Origin of the sequence: Dermacoccus sp. Tok2021 (assembly GCF_019895135.1) — a bacterium.
GTDB lineage: Bacteria > Actinomycetota > Actinomycetes > Actinomycetales > Dermatophilaceae > Dermacoccus > Dermacoccus abyssi.
Genome location: NZ_JAGTHU010000012.1, coordinates 24,634 through 46,466 on the forward strand (window position 1 = coordinate 24,634; position 21,833 = coordinate 46,466).

The following is a 21,833-nucleotide window of genomic DNA, read 5'->3' on the forward strand; positions in this document are numbered from 1 at the left end:
CGCCTTCGTCCGCCCCGGCGGCGTGCGAAGGCGTCACGGCTGCGCGCCCTGATCCAACCGCCCGCGAAGGAGTTCCGCGAATGCCCGAGGCCACCAATCTGCCGCTCATGCCGCTGCTCGAGCGGGTGTGCGCGGACGCCTCGGTCGGCAGGCTGCTCGCGTTGCGCGGCGAGGAGGGCCTCGTCGATGTTGCGGCCGCCTCCGGCCTGCGCGGACCGATCGCGGCGGCGCTCGCCGGCGCCTGCGCGCCCGGTGAAGGTGGCGTTCCGTTGCTCGTCGTCACGGCCACCGGTCGTGAGGCCGACGACGTCACGGCCGTCCTGCGCAGCTTCCTCGACTACGACGCCGTTGCCGACTTCCCGAGCTGGGAGACGCTCCCGCACGAGCGGATGTCGCCGCGCTCCGACACGGTCGGCAAGCGCCTGGCGGTGCTGCGGCGCCTCGCGCACCCCGAATCCGGCGGCACCTACGGGCCGATCGAGGTCGTCGTCGCCTCCGTGCGGGCGCTCATGCAGCCGCTCGCCAAGGGGCTCGGTGATCTCGAACCGGTCAGCCTCGCGGCCGGCGACGAGCGCCCGCTCGAAGACATCGTCGAGGCCCTCGTCGGCGCTGCGTACACGCGCGTCGACATGGTGGAGAAGCGCGGTGAGTTCGCCGTGCGCGGTGGCATCCTCGACGTCTTCCCGCCCACCGAGGACCACCCGGTGCGCCTCGAGTTCTGGGGCGACGTCGTCGAAGAGATCCGCTGGTTCAAGGTGGCCGACCAGCGTTCGCTCGAGGTCAACCCGCACGGGCTGTGGGCGCCGCCGTGCCGTGAGCTGCTGCTGACGCCCGAGGTCCGTGAGCGCGCCGCCGAGCTCGCCCCGACACTGCCCGGCGTCACCGACATGCTCTCCAAGGTGGCCGAAGGCATCACCGTCGAGGGCGTGGAATCCCTCATGCCGGCACTTCTTCCCGCGGGGATGGAGACGCTCGTCGACGTCGTGCGCCCGGGAACCCACGTCGTCCTGCTCGACCCCGAGCGTGTGCGCACCCGCGCCCACGACCTCGTCAACACCTCCCAGGAGTTCCTCGACGCAAGTTGGGCCAACGCGGCTGCCGGCAACGCCATTCCGGTCGACCTGCGCTCGATCCTCGACGGCGGTTCCTACTGGGCGCTGTCGGATCTGCGAGACAAGGCGCTCGCCGGCGGGCGCGCGTGGTGGTCGTTCAGCTCCTTCGCTGCCGACAACGACCTGCAGGAGTTTCTCGAGGACGAGTTGCCCGGCACTCGCGTCACCATCGCGTCGGAGGACGTGCCCAACTACCGCGGTGACACGGAGAAGGCCTCGGCCGACATCAAAGCCCACGTCGACGCCGGGCGATCCGTCGCCGTCGTCACGGACGGGCCCGGCTTCGCCAAGCGCGTGACGCAGGTGCTCGGCGAGCACGATGTGGCCTCGCGCCCGATGACGCAGGTGCAGGCCGGCGTCGAGGTGGCCACCGGCGCGCTCGGGCACGGCTTCGAGATGCCCGACCTCGGTCTCGTCGTCCTCACCGAGGCCGACCTCACCGGTTCGGCCGGGGCGAGCACGAAGGACATGCGACGCATGCCGTCGCGCCGCCGCAACGTCGTCGACCCGCTGCAGCTCAAGCCGGGCGACCACGTCGTCCACGAACAGCACGGTGTCGGCCGCTTCGTCGAGATGATGCAGCGCACCGTCGGCGGAGCCACCCGTGAGTACCTCGTGCTTGAGTACGCCTCGAGCAAGCGGGGGCAGCCGGGCGATCGACTCTTCGTCCCCACCGATCAGCTCGACCAGGTCACCCGGTACGTCGGCGGCGAGATGCCCACCCTGTCGAAGATGGGTGGTTCCGACTGGGCCGCCACGAAGTCGAAGGCGCGCCGTCACGTCAAGCAGATCGCGGGTGAACTGATCCGCCTCTACTCCGCGCGCCAGGCCACGCCCGGTCACGCGTTCGCACCGGACACCCCATGGCAGCGTGAGTTGGAGGACGCCTTCGCCTACGTCGAGACGCCGGATCAGTTGAGCAGTATCGACGAGGTCAAGGCCGACATGGAGAAGACGGTTCCGATGGACCGCCTCGTCTGCGGTGACGTCGGCTACGGCAAGACCGAGATCGCCGTGCGCGCCGCGTTCAAGGCGATTCAGGACTCGAAGCAGGTCGCCGTTCTCGTGCCGACCACGCTGCTCGTCAAGCAGCACTTCTCCACCTTCTCCGAGCGGTACGCGGGCTTCCCCGTCACGGTGCGTGCGCTCTCGCGCTTCCAGAGCGACAAGGAGGCGCGCGAGGTGCTCGCGGGCCTGAAGGACGGCTCGATCGATCTCGTCATCGGCACTCACCGCCTGCTGAGCAAGGAGGTCCAGTTCAAGGATCTCGGCCTCGTCATCGTCGACGAGGAACAGCGCTTCGGTGTCGAACACAAGGAGCAGCTCAAGCAGCTGCGTACGGCCGTCGACGTGCTCGCCATGTCGGCCACGCCGATTCCGCGCACGCTCGAGATGGCGGTCACCGGCATCCGCGAGATGTCGACGCTGGCCACGCCGCCGGAGGAGCGTCACCCGGTCCTCACCTTCGTCGGCGCGTACGACGAGAAGCAGATCACGGCCGCCATCCGGCGCGAGCTGATGCGTGAGGGTCAGGTCTTCTACGTCCACAACAAGGTCGGCAGCATCGAGAAGCAGGCTGCCCGCATCCGCGAACTCGTGCCTGAGGCGCGTGTCGCCACGGCCCACGGAAAGATGGGCGAGGCCCGTCTCGAGGAGGTCGTCGTCGACTTCTGGGAGCGCAAGTTCGACGTGCTCATCTGTACGACGATCGTCGAGACCGGCCTCGACATCAGCAACGCCAACACGCTCATCGTCGAGCGGGCCGACCAGCTCGGCCTGAGCCAGCTGCACCAGCTGCGTGGACGTGTCGGCCGTGGCCGCGAACGTGCCTACGCGTACTTCATGTTCCCCGCGGAGAAGCCGCTCACGGAGACGGCGCACGACCGACTCCAGACGATCGCGAGCCACACCGACCTCGGGGCGGGCATGCAGATCGCGATGAAGGACCTCGAGATCCGCGGCGCCGGAAACCTCCTCGGCGGCGAACAGTCCGGTCACATCGCCGGCGTCGGGTTCGACCTCTACGTGCGCATGGTGGGCGAGGCCGTGGCCGACTACCGCGGCGACGAGGGCAACGCGATGCCGGTCGAGATCAAGATCGAACTGCCCGTCGACGCGCACCTGCCGCACGAGTACGTGCCGGGGGAGCGTCTGCGTCTCGAGGCGTACAAGAAGCTCGCGAGCGTCGAGGACGAGGCAGCTCTCGACGAGATCATCGCCGAGCTCAAGGACAGGTACGGCGAGCCGCCGCAGCCGGTGCTCAACCTCTTCGACGTGGCACGCCTGCGCACCGTCGCGCGCAAGGCGGGCATCAGCGATATCGGTGTGCAGGGCAAGTACGTGCGCTTCGGGCCGGTCACCGAGCTGCGCGAATCGCAGCAGCTGCGCCTCGAGCGGCTCTTCCCGGGCACCCTCGTCAAGAGTGCACAGGAGCGCCTGCTCGTGCCCACGCCCATGACGAAGCCCGTCGGCGGCAAGCCGCTGCGCGACGAGGCGATCCTGCAGTGGGCCACGCAGCTCGTTCAGGCGGTGCTGCTCGACGACATCGCGGCCGCCGCTGCGGCGCAGGAACTGTCCCGAGGAGGACGCCGATGAGTGCCGACATGAACGCCGGATCGATCGGCCTCGTCGTCGTCAGCCCACGCGTGCCGGCCGGGCTCATGACACGTGACGCTTGGAGCCGCATCGAGTCCGCGGGCCTCGTCCTCGGGCGTGACGCGGAGGAGCCGCTTGTCGAGGCCGTCACCGAGGCGGGCCTCGAGGTCAAACTCGTCGCAGACGTCACGGCGCCCGATCTGGCCCGGCGCCTCGTCGACGCGGCCGACGAGCAGGACGTCGTATGGCTCGGATCGTCGGACGCCGACCCAGGGCTCACCGACGCGCTCGCCGGTGAGCTGACGCGCCTCGACTCGCCGCCGCCCGTCGAGGTCGTCGTCGGGTCGTGGGACGCTCCCGGCGCGCGGCTGCTCGACGCCGTTGCCGTCATGGACACGCTCCGCTCGCCGGGCGGGTGCCCGTGGGACGCGAAGCAGACGCACGCGAGCCTCGCGCCGTACCTCGTCGAGGAGGCCTTCGAGGTCGTCGAGGCGATCGGCGAGCAGGACAGTTCACACCTCGAGGAGGAGCTCGGTGACGTGCTCCTCCAGGTGCTCTTCCACGCGCGCGTTGCGTCCGAGCGCGCCGATGACGGCTTCGACATCGACGCCGTCGCGGGGCGCCTGGTGGACAAGCTCGTCCGCCGCCACCCGCACGTGTTCGCCGACGGCGCCGCGTCCTCGCCCGAGGAAGTCGAAGCGGAGTGGGCCCGCATCAAGGCCGACGAGAAGCCCGAGCGCGACGCCGACGACCCCCTGGCTGGTGTCCCGACCGGGTTGCCGCCGCTCGAGCGCGCCACGAAGTACGTCTCCCGCCTGACGAAGGCCGGCCACGGCGATCTCGTCGCGGACGTGACGAGCGGCGACTCCCTCGGTCCGGCACTGCTCGACCTCGTCGTTCAGGCTCGCGAACTCGGCGTCGATCCGAGCGTGGCCCTGGCCACGGCGTTGAGCGATCTCGACGCCCGCGTGGGCGCTCGACGCAGCGATCCGTCCACATGAGCTTCACCACGGCATTGCTACCGGCCAGTTCCTGCTCGGTTCGTTAGGCTCGGAGGTGAGCGGCCATCGCGTCGCACACAGCCTGCGGTCGAACGACGTGACCGTTCCCCTCACTGCATCGGAGAGATTCTGTGGCAACCATTGAAAGCATCGGCGCATTCGAGATTCTCGACTCGCGCGGCAACCCGACAGTGAGCACGGTCGTCGTGCTCGACGACGGCTCCGTCGGTGAGGCGGCCGTTCCCTCGGGCGCTTCCACCGGTCAGTTCGAGGCCGTCGAGCGTCGTGACGGCGACAAGGGCCGCTACCTCGGAAAGGGTGTCCAGGACGCGGTCAACTCGGTCATGGAGGAGATCCAGCCCGAGCTCCTCGGCGCCGAGGCCGACGACCAGCGCCTCATTGACGCCGAGATGATCGCTCTCGACGGCACGGACAACAAGGGCAAGCTCGGCGCGAACGCCATCCTCGGCGTCTCGCTCGCCGTGGCCCGCGCGGCCTCCCAGTCAGCAGGCCTGTCGCTCTACCGCTACGTCGGTGGCCCGAACGCCCACGTCCTGCCGGTTCCGATGATGAACATCCTCAACGGTGGTTCGCACGCCGACACGAACGTCGACATCCAGGAGTTCATGATCGCCCCGATCGGCGCCGAGTCGTTCAGCGAGGCGCTGCGCATGGGCGCCGAGGTCTACCACGCGCTCAAGGCCGTGCTCCACGACAAGAAGCTCAGCACCGGCCTGGGCGACGAGGGCGGCTTCGCTCCCGACCTCGACTCCAACCGCGCTGCGCTCGACCTCATCGTCGACGCCATCAAGAAGGCCGGCTACGTCCCGGGTAAGGACGTTGCGCTCGCGCTCGACGTCGCCGCGTCCGAGTTCTGCGAGAAGGGTAAGTACACCTTCGAGGGCAAGAAGCGCGACGCCAAGTGGATGACGGACTACTACGCCGACCTCGTGAAGTCCTACCCGCTCGTCTCCATCGAGGACCCGCTGGACGAGGAGGACTGGGAGGGCTGGGCCCACATCACCGAGACCCTCGGTGACAAGGTTCAGCTCGTCGGTGACGACCTCTTTGTCACGAACCCTGAACGTCTCCAGCGCGGTATCGACACGAAGACCGGCAACGCGCTGCTCGTCAAGGTCAACCAGATCGGTTCGCTCACCCAGACGCTCGACGCCGTCACGCTCGCGCAGACGAACGGCTACCGCTGCATGATGTCTCACCGTTCCGGTGAGACGGAGGACACGACGATCGCAGACCTCGCCGTCGCCACGAACTGCGGCCAGATCAAGACGGGTGCGCCGGCTCGTTCCGAGCGCGTCGCGAAGTACAACCGTCTGCTGCGCATCGAGTGGGAACTCGATGACGCCGCGGTGTACGCCGGTCGCAGCGCCTTCCCGCGTTTCGCAGGTAACTGAGCGGTTTGAAGCCGAAGAAGTCCCGCCCCTCCCGTTCCGCCCCACGCGGTGGAACGGGAGGGGCGCGTCCTGCCCCGAACAGCCGCCCGGCACGCTCAGGGCGTGACCGTTCGCGCCCGAGCGGCTCGACGCGCCCCAGCCTGCGTCAGCAGTTCGATGCACCCATCGAGCGTCGGCGTCGGGCGAACCCGCGCACGGTCCGCCGTGCTCTTGCCCTGGGAGCGCTCTTCGCGCTCATGCTCGTCGTCCTGACGCCCACGCTGCGCAGCTACCTGCAGCAGCGCAGCGAGATCGCCGACCTGCGCCAGCAGAAGATCGATGGCCAGAAGCGGGTCGAGGCGCTCGAGGCGCAGAAGAAGCGCTGGGAGGATCCGGCGTACATCAAGAAGCAGGCGACGCAGCGCCTCGGCTACGCCATGCCGGGGCAGAAGGTGACGGTCTACGTCGACGACCGCAACAAGCCGCATGCGGTGACGAAGTCCACGGGCGTCGCGAACGCGACGACGTTGTCGAGTCACCCCTGGTACGGCCAGCTGTGGGGTTCGGTGAAGATGTCGTCCGACGAGAGTCAGCAGGGGAAGAAATGAGTGAGATCAGCTCGTCGGTGAGCGCCAGCGACACCGCGGCCATCGGGCGCCAGTTGGGGCGTGTGCCTCGCGGAACCGTCGAGGTCTCGGCGCGTTGTGCGTGCGGTTGCCCGACGGTGGTGCGCACCTTGCCGCGGCTGCCGGACGGAACCCCGTTCCCCACCTCCTTCTACGCCACGTGCCCGCGCCTGACCGGTGCCATCTCCACGCTCGAATCGCAGGGCGTCATGAAGGAGATGACCGGCCGTCTTGCCGAGGACGAGGAACTTGCGGCCTCCTACCGCCGCGCGCACGAGGACTACCTGGCGCGCCGCGCCGAGCTCGGCGAGGTTCCCGAGATCGACGGCATCAGCGCCGGCGGCATGCCGACGCGCGTCAAGTGCCTCCACGTGCTCGTGGCGCACTCGCTCTCCGTCGGCCCCGGCATCAATCCGCTGGGTGACGAAGCCATCGCCTTGCTCGGCGACGACTGGTGGAAGAACGGCTGCTGCGGCGCAGTGCCCGCCGAAGAGGGGAAGTGACGATGCGCGTCGGTGCGATCGACTGCGGGACCAACTCGATCAGGCTTCTCGTCGCCGATCGTGACGGTGAGGACCTCACGTACCTCGCTCGCCGCACTGAGATCGTTCGCCTCGGCCAGGGTGTGGACGTGACCGGGCGTATCGCCGACGAAGCGATGGCGCGCACCCTGCTCGTCGCGCGTGAGTACGCCCAGATCTGCCGCGAGCACAACGTGGACGCTGTGCGCTTCGTCGCGACGTCGGCGTCGCGTGACGCCGAGAACGCCGGCGAGTTCGTCGACGGCGTTCGATCGGCGTTCGGTTCCTACGACGTCGTGCCCGAGGTCGTCTCGGGGCACGAGGAGGCGTCGCTCAGCTTCACCGGTGCCACGGGGCCGCTGCGCGCGCAAAACGCGGATGCGCCCTTCCTCGTCGTCGACCTCGGGGGCGGCTCGACGGAGCTGGTGCTCGGTACCGACGACGTCGCGCAGTCGATCTCGCTCGACATCGGCTCGGTGCGCATGACGGAGCGCCATCTGCGTTCCGACCCACCGACTGCCGCAGAGATCGAATCGGCGATGGTCGACATCGACGCCGCGCTCGACGAGGCCGAGAAGATCGTCGACCTGTCTGCGGCGAAGACGTTGGTCGGCCTTGCCGGGTCGATCACGACCGTCACAGCCCACGCGCTTGGCCTGTCGTCGTACGACTCGTCGCGAATCCACGGAGCGGAACTCACGCTTGAGCAGGCGCTCGCCTCGTGTGACGCCCTGCTCGGCGCCGGCCGCGACGAGCGGGCGGCGTACGGATTCATGCACCCCGGGCGCGTCGACGTCATCGGAGCGGGAGCTCTCATCTGGCGAGCCGTGGTGCAACGCGTTGCTGCACGAGCAGGCCTCACCGAGGTGCGCACGAGCGAGACCGACATCCTCGACGGCATCGCCCTCAGCATCACGGCCTGAGCGCTCATTCCTCGCACGGAACGGGAACAACCGATTCGCAGCGTTCGTTGACGCAGTCAAACATCTCGACGGCTAACTGCCCGACAGCTCCGCCCGACGGCCGGTGAGCACCCTCTCGCTACGATGGGGTGCCCTCGTAGCCCAACGGCAGAGGCAGGCGACTTAAAATCGCTGTGTTGCGGGTTCGACTCCCGTCGAGGGCACCAACCATTTCGTCCCTGGAGGGCACATGGCCGGTAATCCGGTTTTCAGCAACTTCGACAAGAACCTGCGTTCTGGTCAGTACGCCGGCTTCGGCTCCCAGCAGCAGGGTGCCCAGCCGGGTTACGGCCAGCAGCAGTTCGGCCAGCAGCCAGGTTACGGCCAGCCGGGCTTCCAGCAGCGGCCCTACGGTCAGCAGCCGTTCGGTCAGCAGGGCTTCGATCAGCAGTACGCGCCGCAGGCGCCGATGCAGCAGAGCAGCGGCCGCAGCATGACGATGGACGACGTCGTCATGAAGTCGATCGCCCTCTTCGGTCTGCTCATCGTCGTGGCAGGTGGCTCGTGGGTGTTCGCCCAGCGCGCCATCGACTCGCAGCAGAACACCACCGTGCTCGGCCTCTGGGCCGGCGGCGCCATCGTCAGCCTCGTCCTGTCGCTCATCATCGCCTTCCGCAAGACGATCTCGGTGCCTCTGATCATCGCCTTCACCCTCGCTGAGGGTGTGTTCGTCGGTGCCGTCAGTGCGTTCTTCAACACGGCTTACCCGGGCGTCGTCGTCCAGGCCGTTCTCGCCACGCTGTGTGTGTTCGCCGGTGTGCTTCTCGGCTACAAGACGGGCCTCATCCGCGTCACGGCTCGAAGCCGCCGCATCTTCATGTACATGCTCATCGGTTACATGCTCTTTGCGCTCGTCAACTTCGTGCTCGTCCTGACGGGCCTGCAGGAAGGCTTCGGCATCGGCGGCTCGGGAACGCTCGGCATCGCGATCTCGATCTTCGCCGTGGCTCTCGCGTCTTACTCGCTGGCCATCGACTTCGACTCCATCTCGGACGGTGTGCGCGCCGGCGTCCCGGAGAAGACCTCCTGGCTGCTGGCCTACGGCCTGCTCGTCAGTGTCGTCTGGCTCTACATCGAGATGCTGCGCCTCCTGGCGCGTCTGCGTGACTGACACCCAGGCTGTGAACGACCCGTTCGAGGTGGAACTCGAGCGGGTCGTTCGGCGTTTGCGCGCCCTCAGCCCCGGTGAGGAGGCTGGGCAGCGCAGCTCTTGGCGGAGTTCGCTGGGCTCGCTTGTCCAACGCCTGGGCGATGCCCACGCAGATGCGGCGGGCATCGAGCGTCGTGAGGTCCCAGGCGCTGGGGGAGCCGACGTGGCCCCTGCCCTCCTCGCCGAGATGCTGCGCGCCGTCTCGTTCGACGCTGCGCAGGTCACGGACATCCACGGCTTCGCAGCGGAGCTGGCCGCCGTCCGACGCTCGCTCTGACGCGAGTCCCCGATCGGCGGGCTCTCGTGGGCTCGCGAGGGCAAGGGGACCGAGGGTCGACACGCTTATGCTGTGGCCCATACGGCGCTCGCCGTTCCCTTTTGGCACTCTCGAGGAGTAACCATGGCTTCGCGCCTCAGCCCGTACCTGCAGTTCCGTGACACCGCCCGTCAGGCGCTGGAGTTCTACCACGGCGTCCTCGGTGGAGACCTCACGCTCTCCACCTTCGGCGACATGGGCGTCGAGGGCCAGGAGGCTCACAAGATCATGCACGGCATGCTGACGACGACGGACGAGTTCGTCCTCATGGGCTCCGACACCCCTGAGCAGATGGAGTACACGCCGGGCGGCAACTTCTCGATCAGCCTCACCGGCGACGACGCCGAGTCGTTGCGACGCTACTTCGCCGGCCTCTCCGAAGGTGGCGACGTGACGATGCCGCTCGCCGTCCAGTTGTGGGGCGACGAGTTCGGCATGTTCACCGACAAGTTCGGCACCCGCTGGATGGTCAACATCGCCACGTCCGAGCACCGCGACCAGGCCTGAGCCTCACGTCATGAGAGAAGCGGGGGGGGGGGGGGGGGGGGGGGGGGGGGGGGGGGGGGGGGGGGGGGGGGGGGGCGGGGGGGGGGGGGGGGGGGGGGGGGGGGGGGGGGGGGGGGCGCCCCCGGCCCCCCCCCCCCCCCCGCGGGCCCCCCCCCCCCCCCCCGCCCCCCCCCGCGGGGGCCCCCCCCCCGGCCCCCGGGGGGGCCCCCCCCGCGGGGCCCCCCCCCCCCCCCCCGCGGGGGCGGGGGGGCCCCCGCGCCCCCCCCCCCCGCGCCCCCGCCGCCCCCCCCGACGGCGAGGGCGGCAAGCGTGACGCCCGCCGCGAGGCTCGCCTCGCGGCGGAAGCGGTGGCCGGCGCGAGCGAGCACCGTCATGAGGCCGAGCTGCTGCACGGCGAACGCCGACGCGCCACGCCGCAGGTGGGCCCGGGCCGTCGTGCCGGTGGAGCGGGACTCGGCGAGCATGAAGTGATCGCCGAGGGCGGAGCCTGTGAGGGCGGTGAGCAGGGTTGCCGTCGTGGTGCGGCGGGCGGGGCTGAAAGCGCCCGGCTGCGCAGCCAGGTCGAGCATGAGCAGGGGCGCGACGGCGTACTTCGTCGCGGCGTGTGCGCGGTCGTTGCCGACGGCGGCGGCTCCGCTCGTCAGGGCCGAGGCCGCGGCGTAGAGCCGGCCGGTCGGGCGTCGGAGGAAGCCGGAGGAGCCGGCGAGTGGGCGAATCACGAGGCGTCCCGCTTGGCGCGTCGCTCGACGAGCTTGGGTGCCTGGTCGAAGGCGGCGCTGAGGAGGGCGTCCATGGCGCGGTCCGGCAGGACGCGGCGTGCGGCGACGAGGGGCTTGGCTCCCATGCCGATCGTGTACTTGCTGCGCGGTCGTTTCGCCGTGCACGCCGCGACGACGGCGCGCGCGACGACCTCGGGTTCGGAGGAGTTCGCGTCGCTGCCGCGCAGCATCGTCGCGAGGGTGCGGGCCTGCGTCGCGTAGGGCCCGTGGCCACTGCGCTGCTCGAGCGAGTCGGCGGAGATGCCGGCCCACTCGGACTTGATGCCGCCGGGCTGCACCGTGACGACGTCGATGCCGAACGGTTTGAGTTCGAGGCGCAGGGAATCGGACAGGCCGTTCACCGCGAACTTCGTCGCGTGGTACCAAGAGCCGAGCGGTTCGTAGATGTGGGCGGCCATCGACGAGATGTTGACGATGCGTCCGCTGTGCTGGGTGCGCATCGTCGGTGTGACGAGCTGCGTCAGGCGCGCGAGGCCGAAGACGTTGACCTCGAACTGGCGGCGGGCCTCGTCCATCGGCACCTCCTCGAGCGCGCCGTACGAGCCGTAGCCGGCGTTGTTGACGAGGGCATCGATGCGTCCGCACGCGTCCAGGATGCGCTGAACACCCGCGGTCATTGACGCGTCGTCCGTGACGTCCATGCCGAGAACGTGAGCGCCGCGGTCGGCGAGGCCCGCCATGCGATCGACGCGGCGTGCTGCGGCGTACACCGTCCACCCTTCGTCGAGCAGGGCGCGTGCGATGGCCTCACCGATACCGGCAGAGGCTCCTGTGACCAGGGCGATCTTCGTCGTCATGTCGGTGAGGGTAACGCCCGGCCCCGACAACGCACGGGCACTCCACGGATGCCACAGGCATGTGGACGGCCCGGTGCGCGAACCGGAGAGCGCGCACCGGGTCGAACGTCGGGCGTCGGCAGACCTCCTGCCGACTCACCCTTCGCTGATGTCACCGCCGTGCGGCATCGACGCCACGGCTTCGCGCAGACGCTTCTCCTTGGCCTCCGCGATCTCCGACGCGCTCGCGCGGTAGGGGCGGATGCCGTCGGCGGGCACGTGGCCGAGGCGGCCTCGCTGGAAGTCCTCGAACGCCTCGATGACCTCGGCCTTGGTGTTCATGACGAACGGGCCGTACTGCACGACGGGCTCGCGCAGCGGGCGTCCGCCGAGGAGGAGCACCTCGAGCGACGGGGTCTCGACGTCCTGACGATCGTCGGCCGTCAGCGTCAGCAGGTCGCCCGGGCCGGTGACGATCGTCTGGCCGGCCTCGATCGGACGACGGTCGCGGCCGATCGACCCCGAACCGGAGAAGACGAAGACGAGACCGTTGTAGGACGCGTCCCACGGAATGTCGGCGCGGGCGCCGGCGGCGATGGACGCGTGCGCCATCGTGATGGGCGTACGGGTCGAACCCGGACCGCTGTGGCCGCCGATGGAGCCGGCGATGATGCGGATGAGCGCGCCGCCGTCGTGCGTCGTGATGAGCTCCGAGTCGCCGCCCTCGAGGTTCTGGTAGCGCGGGTCGGCCCACTTCTCGGCCCTGGGCAGGTTGACCCAGAGCTGGACGCCGTGGAAGAAGCCGCCGGAAACGACGAGCTCAGCAGGGGGCGTCTCGATGTGAAGCACGCCCGAACCAGCGGTCATCCACTGCGTGGCGCCGTTCTCGATCATGCCGCCACCGCCGTGGCTGTCCTGGTGCTGGAAGCGGCCGTCCATGATGTAGGTGACCGTCTCGAAGCCGCGGTGCGGGTGCCAGTCGGTGCCGCGCGGCTCGCCCGGCGCGTAGTTGACCGCGCCCATCTCGTCCATGTGGACGAACGGGTCGAGCTCGGCGTGGGTGAGGCCGGCGAAGGCACGGGTGACGGGAAAACCCTCACCCTCCAAGCCCTTCGGCCCGGTGATCTGGCGGCGCACGGAGCGCTCGACGGCCTGCGGGCTCGCCTCGGGCAGGTGCGGCAGCGTGAGCGTGTCTGCGGTGACTGCGGGCATTGGGGGCCTCCTCGGTGGCCGTGAAGTGTTGGATCTTCCCTCAATGTAGTTGAAGGTTCAACTATTCCGCCAGTCCTGAATGAACGTCAGATGACGATTCGATGCCGATCGCCTCGCAAACGGATTCGAGGGCCGAAACCTCCCGCAAGATAGTCGGGCACCCTCCCCGCGCCTGCGGCGCAGCCGAATCCGAAGGACACCCCCAACCATGTCGAGCTCTCTCGTGCGCCGATCCGCATTCACCGGCGTCCTCGCCCTCGCGTGCGCCGGCACGTTCGCCCCCTCCGCGCTCGCCGCTGCGCCTGTCGACTCTCTCGACGGTGACCTCACGCCTCTGACGCTCCTGGGTACCAACGACTTCCACGGCCACTTCACCAAGGACTTCGCTTGCACCGTGGCGTCGGCGAAGGCCGAGTACCCGGACGCGTCGTTCATCTCCGCCGGCGACAACGTCGGTGGCACGCCGTTCGAGTCGGCCTCGCAGCAGGACAACCCCTCGATCGACTTCCTCAACGCTCTCGGTCTCGAGGCCAGCTCGGTGGGCAACCACGAGTTCGACAAGGGCTTCGACGACCTGACGGGCCGGGTCAGCTCGCGCGCGAGCTGGACCTACCTCGGCGCCAACGTCTACAAGAGCGGCACCACGACGCCCGCTCTGCCCGAGTACAAGGTGCTCGATGTCAACGGCGTCAAGGTGGCCGTCGTCGGTGCCGTCACGACCGACACGCCCAACATGGTGGCCGGTGACGGTGTGGCCGGCCTGACCTTTGGCGATCCGGTGGCTGCCGTCAACCGCGTGGCTGCCAGGCTCAAGGACGGGAACGCCGCGAACGGTGAGGCCGACGTCGTCGTCGCCGAGTACCACGAGGGTGCGCCGGAGGGCGGCGAGGCCACCTTGTCGTCGATGCAGGCCGCGAGCCCCGTGTTCAACAACATCGTGACGAAGACGAGCGGCGACGTCTCGGCCATCTTCACCGGTCACACCCACCAGCTCTACAGCTGGGACGCGCCTGTTCCCGGCGGTGAAGGCACGCGCCCGATCATTCAGACCGACTTCTACGCGAAGTACCTCGGCGTTCTGCAGCTCGGCTACGACAAGGCGAGCGGCAAGGTGACGCAGTACAAGGTGACGAACCGGCCGGTGAGTGCACCGAGCGACGCGTGCACCTCGCTGCCCGCGTACACGGCTGCTGCCGCCGTCGTGGACTCCGCCAACGCCCGCGCCGAGGAGATCGGCAAGCAGGTCGTCGCCCAGAGCAGCGGTCCGATCACCTCGGCGCTCAAGGCGGACGGCAGCCGCGACGACCGTCTGGCCGAGTCGAACCTGTCGAACCTCATCGCGCAGAGTTACGTCGACTCGCTCAACAAGCCGGGCCGCACCGGCAGCGTCGAGATCGGCCTCATGAACCCCGGCGGCGTGCGCGCTGACCTCGTGCCCGACGCGTCCGGCAACCTCACCTTCGCGCAGGCCGCCGCCGTCATGCCGTTCAACAACACCGTTGCAACCCGTGAGGTCACGGGCGCAACGCTCGTCAAGATTCTCGAGCAGCAGTGGCAGCCGGAGGGCAGCTCCCGCCCGTTCCTCAAGCTCGGCCTGTCGAAGAACGTGACGTACACGTTCGACGAGAACAAGCCCGCCGGTGAGCGCATCACGTCCGTGCTCGTCGACGGCAAGCCGCTGGAGGAGTCCAAGAGCTACACGGTGGCGTCCAATTCCTTCCTCATCACCGGTGGCGACAACTTCACCGCCCTCAAGGAGGGTGGCGCCGTGAGCGATTCCGGCCTCATCGACCAGGGTCTGTTCGTCGAGTGGCTCAAGGCCGCGAGTCCGCTCTCGCCGAGCTACGCCAAGCAGTCGCTGTCCGTGGTGGACCAGCCGACAAAGCTCACCGCGGGCAAGGAGGCCTCGTTCACCGTCTCCGGCTTCGACATGACCAGCAAGGGTGCGCCCGCCAACAAGAGCGTCGAGGTCTTCGTCGACGGCACGTCCGTGGGCACGTTCCCCATCACGACGAGCTCGTCCACGACACCGCCCTACCCGGCCAACCACGGCACGGCTACGGTGAAGTTCACGGTGCCCGCCGACGCCTCGGGTAATGCCCTCGTCACCTTCAAGGCTGCGCCGACCGGCACGAGCGGCGGCTTCCCCGTCACGATCGAGGGTGGTGCGCCGACGACGACCCCGACCGGCCCGACCACCGAGCCGACGGAACCGACCACGGGACCCACGGACCCGACGAGCGAGCCGAGCGACCCCTCGAGCACGAGCGAGCCGAGCGACCCGTCCACCACGGACGAGCCGACGGCGTCCCCGACGGACGGTACGAGCACGAGCGGTGGCGGTAACCCGTCATCCTCCAGCACCTCGACCACCGGCCCCAAGGTCGAGACCGACGGGATGAGGAACGAGCAGGCCGTCACCGGCCTCGCGGGCCTCGGCCTCCTGCTCGTCGCCGGCATCGGCGCCGTCGTCGCTCGCCTGCGTCGCACCGTCTGATGTCTCCTCGCGGCTGACGCCGTCGCTCTCCGCCCCGCCCTGGCTCACGCCACGGTGGGGCGGAGGCGTGAGCGCAGCGCGCCAGAGTTGGTGGTCGAGTTCCAGCGTGTCGACGCCGAGCAGGCAGGCGGCCCGCGTCATGACCGCAAGGAGCTCCGTCTCCGGTGCGGCGGCCGCACGCCGTCCGAGGTGACGCCGGACGAACCGCCGCGTGAGCGGGCAGACGAGGGGATCGTCCAAGCCCGCGGCCAGCAGCAGATGCCGCCAGGTGAAGCCGCTCGACTGGCCGGTGACGGCACACCACGCTCCGCGCAGCACCTCGTCCCGAGCGCGTTCGACGAGGTGGTCGGCGGCCCACACGTCGTAGTGGCGCAGCACCTCGGCAGCCTCGGCGATGACGTCGGCCTTGTACGGGGCGTCCTTGCGCAGCACGACCCGATGGCTCGTCAGAACCTCAGTGCGCCACCGCTCGGCTCCGAGCTCGTCCATCGCGCCCCGGAGGACGTCGAGGTCGCCGTCACCGAAGCGGTCGACGAACCTCGTGACGGCGTTCTCGACCGTGACGGAGGTGACGCGGGGCGTCATGATCGCGTCGATGACTGAGGAGGCGAGCCCGGCCCGTCGAGGTGCCGCGCGCCATTCGCGGTGGTCGCCTCGCTCCTGGCGGATGCCCGCCGCGAGCAGCAGGGCGTGCCAGTCGAGGTCGTCGTCCAGACAAGCTGAGGTGGCGTGGCGTGCGTCCGGGAGCGCTGGGCTGGTGCGGAGTTCATCCGGCTCGCTGCTCACCAGGACGAGGCGGGAGGTCTCGGTTCTCGGGTCCATGAAAAGGAGCGTGGCCCGAACTGACCGACCACGAAAGGCTCGCGTGGTGCGGCCTGTGGAAGGGCCCGCTCGAGCCGATCGAAGAGCGCGATTCCCGCGCTGCTTGTGGACACCGAGCCTGCAGTGCGCAGCCGCGCTGCGAAGAGTGAGCGTGCCCGGGGCGCATCACACAAAGGGGGGAACGGGAGCACGACCCCGGGCACGTCATTGAACGTACAACTACTTTTTCAGAATTCCTTCTCATGCGACCTGCCGCGGCCAAGGGTGGCCTCGCGCGGTGGGCGACGCCCTACTGTGGACGCATGAGCGCACCGAAAACGCCTCCCCACACGGGTGGCCGAGCACTGCGTGTCCTCGTCGTCGACGACGAGCCCGGGCTCGTCGACTCCCTCACTGCAGGTTTCCGCTTCCAGGGGTGGGACGCCGAGTCTGCGCCCACCGGGGAAGTGGCCGTCGCCAAGTGCCGCATCAGCGAACCCGATGTCGTCGTCCTCGACATCGGTCTTCCCGACATCGACGGCTTCGAGGTGCTCGCTCGGTTGCGTGCGCTCAACCCCGAGGTCGGCGTCATCTTCCTCACGGCGCGGGACGGCGTCGACGATCGCGTTGCCGGCATCCGCCAGGGTGGTGACGACTACCTGACGAAGCCCTTCAGCCTCGAAGAGGTCATCGTGCGAGCCGAGGCTCTCGTGCGCCGTCGCGGCCTCACCGCAGCGGCGCAGGGCGATCACCTCGCCGTCGACGACCTCGTCATCAACACCTCCACCTTCGAGGTGGAGCGTGCGGGCGTGCCCATCAAGCTCACCGCCACGGAATTCGCGCTCGCCCGCCACCTCGCTGAGAACGCCCGTCGGGTGTGCTCCAAGCAAGAGCTGCTCTCGGCCGTCTGGGGTGAGGACTTCGCCGGCGGCGAGCACGTCGTCGAGCTCTACATCTCGTATCTGCGCAAGAAGATCGATGCCGACGGGCTCCCGCTCATCCGCACCGTGCGGGGCATCGGGTACACGATGCGTCCGGGCGCATGAGAGCACTGCGCAGCTTCTTGCCGCGCACCCTCGAGCGTCGCATCGTCACGCTCATCGTCCTTCTGGCGCTCTTCGTGACGGCTGTCGGCACCAGCGTGTCCGTACTCGTCACCCGCGCGGTCTTGCACGACTCCATGGACAGGCAGTTGCGTACGGCGGTGTCCCATCCCCAGGCGAGCGTGCAAGAACTCGCGTCCGAACTGCCGGGCGGAAGCCTCGCGTTGTGGCAGACCGGCGACGACGTCGACATCGCGGCCGTCGGTGAGGACCGCACGGTCACTGCGGCCGATCGCGACGAACTCGGGCGTCTCGTGCAGGGGCCGCCGGGGCTTCACTCGGTCACGTTCCCCGACCGGGACGAGATGCGCGTGCTGGTCGCCGTAACACCCGAACGGCGGGTTCTCGTCGCGACCTCCGACGAGACGACCGAGCGTGACCTCGCCAAGCTGGGACTCTTCGAAGGGGTCGTGTGGCTTCTCGCGGGCGTCCTGGCCGCCGGCGTCGGAGCCCTCGGAACGCGTCGGCTCACGCGGCCCCTGCGGGAGATCGCGGCCACGACGTCGGACATGGCGGCCACACCGGTCGGCTCGGTGACGGACGCCGTGCGCCGACGCGTCCCCGAGGGGGAATCGAGTGTCGAGGAGGTCGATGCGGTTGCTCGCTCGGTCAACAACCTCCTCGAGCAGGTCGAGGAGGCTCTGCGACGGCGCGACGAGGGGGAGGCCACCCGGCGCGCCTTCCTCGCTGACGTCAGTCACGAACTCCGGACGCCCATCGCCGTCGTCCGCTCGCACGCGGAACTGTCGGGTTCGATCGTCGACGACTACTACGCCAACATGTCGCACGTGTGGCCTGCGCGCCTGGAGCCCGGCGAGAAACTCACTCCGGCCGAGGCCGATGAACTCTTCGCGGCCATCACGGCGCTCGCCCCGGAGGGCAACCAGCTGCGTCCGTCGCTCGAGCGCATCGAACGCGAGGGGCGGCGCATGGGCCGGCTCGTTGACGACCTGCTCGTTCTGGCGCGCGTCGAGGACGAGCGTCAACTGGACGATGCGGAGGTCGACGTCACGTTCATCGCCCTCGAAGCACTCTCCGACGCCACGCTGCTCGCGCCGGAACACCGGTGGGCGTTCCACGCCGTTGACGAGCCCGCCGTCGTCGTCGGTGACGAGGCGAGCGTGCGTCGCGTCGTGACGAACCTCGTCGCCAATGCTCGGCGGCACACGCCGGCCGGCACCGACGTCGGTGTCACGGTCGACGTGCGAGACGGTGGAGTCGTGGTGCGGGTGGAGGACAACGGTCCGGGCCTGCCCGAAGCCGTGGCCGCCTCTCCCGGAAAGAGATTCGGTAACCGCGACCGCACGAGCGCGACGAGTTCGGGGCTCGGTCTGGCCATCACGACGGCCCTCATGGAATCCGTCGGCGGGCGCCTCACGTTCGATTCGAGCCCGGACGGCCTCACCGTCGAGGCCTGGTTCCCCAACGAGCGTCCGCGCTCAGACCAGCGCGCGCCCGAGCGCCATGCCGACGAGAACCGCAGAGACACAGACGAGCACTGACGCGAGGACGTAGGCCAGAGCCGTCACGCCGCGGCGCTCGCGCACCAAGCCGATCGCTTCGACGCTGGCCGTCGAGAACGTCGTGAACCCGCCGCACACCCCTGTGACGACGAAGGCGGTCACCGTAGCGCTCGTGTTCAGTGCCGCGACGAGGCCGATCACGAACGAGCCGACCACGTTGATGCACAACGTGGCGATCGGCCAGGTGCGGCGGGAGCGCAGCTTGATCTCGCCGTCGGTCACCGAACGCAGCACCGCGCCGAGCGCGCCGCCCAGAGCAACGAGAAGCGCCGTCATGCCCGCCGCCTCGAGGTGGCGGCAGCGCCGACGACGGCGCCGAACGCGGCGGCGAGAAGACCGCACGTCACCTGGAGCGCGGCCCAGCCCACCCCGACGCCGAAGCCCCTGTCGAGCGTCACGGTGTCATGCGCGAAGGTGCTGTACGTCGTGAAGGCACCACAGAACCCGGTGCCGAGGACGAGGCATACGGAGCGGCGTGCCCCGGTGTCGGGTCCGCTGCGGGTCAGCGCTTCAAGCAGACAACCGAGCACGAAGGCACCCGCGATGTTGACGACGAACGTCGCCCACGCAACGTCACCGTCGGCGTGGGGCAGCGCCTCGGCGACGCCGAAGCGGGCCACCGCGCCGAGCGCCCCACCGAGCGCCACGAGAGTCACCGCGCGTGGATGGCGGTGGGCGGGGCGGGCGTCGTCGGGCATCGTGGGTCAGCGTAGAACGTCCATGCTGGCGCGCGGGCGCGGACACGAACGAGCGGCCCGACGCGCACCGTGCGCGCTCGGGCCGCTCGCTCAGACGATCGGTTGCGTCACTTGGCGTACGAGACGATGACCGACGGGCGCGGGAAGGCGTCCGTGTGCGGCCACGTGCTCGTGGGCTTCTCGAACGTGGCGTCGTCCGTCTCACCGGGGTGCTGCACGGCGGTGAAGACCGACAGCTGGTCGGGGGAGACGAGCGGGCCGCAGGTCTCGGCGCCGAAGGGCACGGTGAGGAACTGCTGCACGCGTCCGCGCTCCGGGCCCTCGGTGGGCACCCGGAAGAGGCCGTCGTTCGAGCCGAGGACGTTGCCGTCCGTGGAGATCCACAGGTTGCCCTCGGCGTCGAAGGCGACGTTGTCCGGGCACGAGATCGGGCTGACCTGCTCCTTCGGGAAGCCCGCGAAGTAGGTCTCCTGCGCGGCCGGGTCGCCGCAGATGAGCATGAGATCCCACGTGAACGACGTCGCCGTCTTGCGGCCCTTCTCGGTGATTTCGAGGACGTAGCCGTTGCGATTGCCCGACTTCGCCGTCAGCGGCGCACCGAGCGACTCGCGCACCATCGACGTGCCGAGCGGGTTCGCCTCGTCCGTCGTGAACTTCTTGCCACGGTCGGAGTTGTTCGTCAGCGCGCAGTAGACCTTGCCGTTGACCGGGTTCGGCTCGATGTCCTCGGGGCGGTCCATCTTCGTCGGGCCCACCTTGTCGGCCGCGACGCGCGTGTGGATGAGCACCTCGGCGACGCTCATGCCCGGCACGTAGGACTTTCGGTCGCTCGTGAGCGGGATCCAGGTGCCGGTGCCGTCGTGGAGGCCGTCAGCGGTGCCGTCACCGGTGAACTTACCGACGTAGAGGGTGCCGGCCGACAGCAGCGCCTTGTTGTGGCGGCGCGAGTGCGGCGAACGGTCGCGGCGGTAGCGGTCGCGCGAGACGAACTTGTAGATGTACTCGCCCTTCTCGTCGTCACCGGTGTAGGCGACGACGCGGCCGTCCTCGGCGATCGTGACGTTGCAGCCCTCGTGCTTGAGGCGCCCCAGCATCGTGTGCTTGACCGGCGGCGCGCTCGGGTCGAGCGGGTCGAGTTCGACGACCCAGCCGAAGCGGTTCGGCTCGTTCGGGGCCTTCGTCAGGTCGAAGCGCTCGTCGACGTCCTTCCAGCCCTTGCCCTTGCCGTTGATGCCGTAGCGCGCGTACGCAGCGGACTGCGTCGAGTCGAGCGAACCGGAGGCGTCGAAGTAGCCGTGGAAGTTCTCCTCACCGTGCAGGGTCGTACCCCACGGCGTCGTGCCACCGGAGCAGTTGGCGAACGTTCCGAGGATCGTGCGGCCGCGCGGGTCGGCCTTCGTGCGCAGCATCGGGTGGCCTGCGGCGGGGCCGTCGACCTGGTGCGGCGTGGACGCCGTGACGCGACGGTTGTAGCGCGAGCGGCGCGGGTCGACCGTGTGCCACGAACCCTTCTTGCGGCCCTTCTCGATGGCGACGACGGCGAGGCCGTGGGCAGCCATCTCGACCTTCTTCTTCGTCAGCTCGTCCATGCCTGCGGGGAACATGAGCTCCGGGTCGGTGTACTCGTGGTTGACCGACAGCAGAGCGCGGCGGCCGTCGAGCGGGATGAGACCGACGTAGTCATTGTTGTAGCCGAACTGCTGGGCCTGAGCCTCCGGCGTCTGCTTGTAGGCGTTGAACCTGGGCGCGCGTGCCGTCACCGGGTCACCCCAGCGGATGACGACGTCGTGCGTGAACTCGGGAGCGTTGACGACGTCGTCCTTGCGGTTGGGCGCGACGGAGGTGAACTCCGTCGTTCCGACCTTCTTCGGACCGCGGTGGCCATGGCCATGGCCGTGCCCCTTGCCGCCTGCTGCGGCCGGCGAGGCCGCGAGGCCGCCGAGAACCATCGTTCCGGCCGTGGCTTTGAGCACCGAGCGGCGAGCGATGGCGCGACGGGCGAGCGTCGCGAACTCCTCGTTCTCCGACGTGTTCGGCGTCGGGGCGTCGCACTGGTTCGCGCAGCGGTACTCACACGTCTTGTAGCTGCGCGAGCCGTGACGAGTGTTGACGAGGGGAAGCAGCTTCGGGCTCACGGGAGACTCCTGGTGCGTTCGGAAATGGGGCGAGGGCCAGGGGCATCCGCAGACGCCCACGGGGAGCGATCCTGTGGCGTGCAAGCGCTCGGCAAGCGACGTGAGAGCAGACGTGAGGTGAACTG

General features: G+C 69.3%; 17 protein-coding genes and 1 tRNA gene. 13 read left to right on the forward strand and 5 right to left on the reverse strand.

The annotated features are described in order from the left end of the window. Positions 1-80 precede the first annotated feature (80 nt). The 10 genes from mfd (at position 81) to K9D12_RS08395 (ending at position 10,184) form a co-directional block, all read left to right on the forward strand. Positions 81-3,707 (forward strand): transcription-repair coupling factor, encoded by a 3,627-nt coding sequence (gene mfd / locus K9D12_RS08350; RefSeq protein ID WP_129665746.1) that lies wholly within the window; start codon positions 81-83, stop codon positions 3,705-3,707. Beyond that, positions 3,704-4,708 carry a MazG family protein gene (locus K9D12_RS08355; RefSeq protein WP_225911092.1) on the forward strand — a complete coding sequence of 335 codons (1,005 nt, stop codon included), beginning with the start codon at positions 3,704-3,706 and terminating at the stop codon, positions 4,706-4,708. The genes mfd and K9D12_RS08355 overlap by 4 nt, the downstream gene beginning before the upstream one ends. 131 nt (positions 4,709-4,839) lie before the next feature. Then, positions 4,840-6,123, forward strand: a complete 1,284-nt coding sequence (eno, locus tag K9D12_RS08360) for a phosphopyruvate hydratase (RefSeq protein ID WP_129665748.1) — start codon at positions 4,840-4,842, stop codon at positions 6,121-6,123. A gap of 5 nt (positions 6,124-6,128) precedes the next feature. Beyond that, on the forward strand, positions 6,129-6,710 hold the full coding sequence (locus K9D12_RS08365) for a septum formation initiator family protein (RefSeq protein ID WP_187037588.1): 582 nt from the start codon (positions 6,129-6,131) through the stop codon (positions 6,708-6,710). Beyond that, positions 6,707-7,231: a DUF501 domain-containing protein gene (locus K9D12_RS08370; RefSeq protein ID WP_223059931.1), complete on the forward strand. Its 525-nt coding sequence runs from the start codon at positions 6,707-6,709 to the stop codon at positions 7,229-7,231. Before K9D12_RS08365 ends, K9D12_RS08370 begins: the two co-directional genes overlap by 4 nt. 2 nt (positions 7,232-7,233) lie before the next feature. Continuing rightward, a complete protein-coding gene (locus K9D12_RS08375; RefSeq protein WP_223059973.1) occupies positions 7,234-8,172 on the forward strand; it encodes a Ppx/GppA phosphatase family protein in 939 nt (312 codons plus the stop codon). 130 nt (positions 8,173-8,302) lie between these two features. Continuing rightward, positions 8,303-8,378: transfer RNA gene (locus K9D12_RS08380), tRNA-Leu, on the forward strand. Positions 8,379-8,401: 23 nt separating this feature from the next. Beyond that, a complete protein-coding gene (locus K9D12_RS08385) occupies positions 8,402-9,322 on the forward strand; it encodes a Bax inhibitor-1/YccA family protein (RefSeq protein ID WP_223059932.1) in 921 nt (306 codons plus the stop codon). Further along, complete coding sequence (locus tag K9D12_RS08390; protein ID WP_223059933.1) at positions 9,315-9,638, forward strand: hypothetical protein; 324 nt, start codon at positions 9,315-9,317, stop codon at positions 9,636-9,638. Before K9D12_RS08385 ends, K9D12_RS08390 begins: the two co-directional genes overlap by 8 nt. A gap of 123 nt (positions 9,639-9,761) precedes the next feature. Further along, the gene (locus K9D12_RS08395; RefSeq protein ID WP_223059934.1) at positions 9,762-10,184 is read left to right on the forward strand and encodes a VOC family protein; all 423 of its coding nucleotides are present in this window, start codon (positions 9,762-9,764) and stop codon (positions 10,182-10,184) included. A gap of 715 nt (positions 10,185-10,899) precedes the next feature. Here K9D12_RS08395 and K9D12_RS08400 read toward each other — a convergent pair. Further along, the gene (locus K9D12_RS08400) at positions 10,900-11,760 is read right to left on the reverse strand and encodes an oxidoreductase (RefSeq protein WP_129664027.1); all 861 of its coding nucleotides are present in this window, start codon (positions 11,758-11,760) and stop codon (positions 10,900-10,902) included. A gap of 135 nt (positions 11,761-11,895) precedes the next feature. Next, the gene (locus tag K9D12_RS08405; RefSeq protein WP_129664029.1) at positions 11,896-12,951 is read right to left on the reverse strand and encodes a pirin family protein; all 1,056 of its coding nucleotides are present in this window, start codon (positions 12,949-12,951) and stop codon (positions 11,896-11,898) included. Positions 12,952-13,159: 208 nt separating this feature from the next. Here K9D12_RS08405 and K9D12_RS08410 point away from each other — a divergent pair, with 208 nt between their 5' ends. From K9D12_RS08410 to K9D12_RS08420, 3 genes are all read left to right on the forward strand, one after another. Continuing rightward, entirely contained in the window at positions 13,160-15,448 is a 2,289-nt protein-coding gene (locus tag K9D12_RS08410; protein ID WP_129664031.1) for a bifunctional UDP-sugar hydrolase/5'-nucleotidase, read from the forward strand. Positions 15,449-16,572: 1,124 nt separating this feature from the next. After that, positions 16,573-17,295, forward strand: a complete 723-nt coding sequence (locus K9D12_RS08415; protein WP_047311104.1) for a response regulator transcription factor — start codon at positions 16,573-16,575, stop codon at positions 17,293-17,295. After that, a complete protein-coding gene (locus K9D12_RS08420; RefSeq protein ID WP_129664033.1) occupies positions 17,292-18,854 on the forward strand; it encodes a cell wall metabolism sensor histidine kinase WalK in 1,563 nt (520 codons plus the stop codon). The genes K9D12_RS08415 and K9D12_RS08420 overlap by 4 nt, the downstream gene beginning before the upstream one ends. Here the strand turns inward: K9D12_RS08420 and crcB are convergent. The 3 genes from crcB to K9D12_RS08435 form a co-directional block, all read right to left on the reverse strand. Then, positions 18,792-19,151: a fluoride efflux transporter CrcB gene (gene crcB, locus K9D12_RS08425; protein ID WP_129664035.1), complete on the reverse strand. Its 360-nt coding sequence runs from the start codon at positions 19,149-19,151 to the stop codon at positions 18,792-18,794. The genes K9D12_RS08420 and crcB overlap by 63 nt on opposite strands. Then, a complete protein-coding gene (locus tag K9D12_RS08430; RefSeq protein ID WP_129664037.1) occupies positions 19,148-19,573 on the reverse strand; it encodes a CrcB family protein in 426 nt (141 codons plus the stop codon). Before K9D12_RS08430 ends, crcB begins: the two co-directional genes overlap by 4 nt. A gap of 107 nt (positions 19,574-19,680) precedes the next feature. Next, positions 19,681-21,708, reverse strand: a complete 2,028-nt coding sequence (locus tag K9D12_RS08435; RefSeq protein WP_187036088.1) for a PhoX family phosphatase — start codon at positions 21,706-21,708, stop codon at positions 19,681-19,683. Positions 21,709-21,833: the final 125 nt, after the last annotated feature.

Excerpts from the sequence above, each read along its gene's own strand:
- mfd (WP_129665746.1), top strand. The coding sequence starts at position 81 with ATGCCCGAGGCCACCAATCTGCCGCTCATGCCGCTGCTCGAGCGGGTG.
- K9D12_RS08355 (WP_225911092.1), top strand. The coding sequence starts at position 3,704 with ATGAGTGCCGACATGAACGCCGGATCGATCGGCCTCGTCGTCGTCAGC.
- K9D12_RS08370 (WP_223059931.1), top strand. The coding sequence starts at position 6,707 with ATGAGTGAGATCAGCTCGTCGGTGAGCGCCAGCGACACCGCGGCCATC.
- K9D12_RS08375 (WP_223059973.1), top strand. The coding sequence starts at position 7,234 with ATGCGCGTCGGTGCGATCGACTGCGGGACCAACTCGATCAGGCTTCTC.
- K9D12_RS08385 (WP_223059932.1), top strand. The coding sequence starts at position 8,402 with ATGGCCGGTAATCCGGTTTTCAGCAACTTCGACAAGAACCTGCGTTCT.
- K9D12_RS08395 (WP_223059934.1), top strand. The coding sequence starts at position 9,762 with ATGGCTTCGCGCCTCAGCCCGTACCTGCAGTTCCGTGACACCGCCCGT.
- K9D12_RS08400 (WP_129664027.1), bottom strand. The coding sequence starts at position 11,760 with ATGACGACGAAGATCGCCCTGGTCACAGGAGCCTCTGCCGGTATCGGT.
- K9D12_RS08405 (WP_129664029.1), bottom strand. The coding sequence starts at position 12,951 with ATGCCCGCAGTCACCGCAGACACGCTCACGCTGCCGCACCTGCCCGAG.
- K9D12_RS08410 (WP_129664031.1), top strand. The coding sequence starts at position 13,160 with ATGTCGAGCTCTCTCGTGCGCCGATCCGCATTCACCGGCGTCCTCGCC.
- K9D12_RS08415 (WP_047311104.1), top strand. The coding sequence starts at position 16,573 with ATGAGCGCACCGAAAACGCCTCCCCACACGGGTGGCCGAGCACTGCGT.
- K9D12_RS08420 (WP_129664033.1), top strand. The coding sequence starts at position 17,292 with ATGAGAGCACTGCGCAGCTTCTTGCCGCGCACCCTCGAGCGTCGCATC.
- crcB (WP_129664035.1), bottom strand. The coding sequence starts at position 19,151 with ATGACGGCGCTTCTCGTTGCTCTGGGCGGCGCGCTCGGCGCGGTGCTG.
- K9D12_RS08430 (WP_129664037.1), bottom strand. The coding sequence starts at position 19,573 with ATGCCCGACGACGCCCGCCCCGCCCACCGCCATCCACGCGCGGTGACT.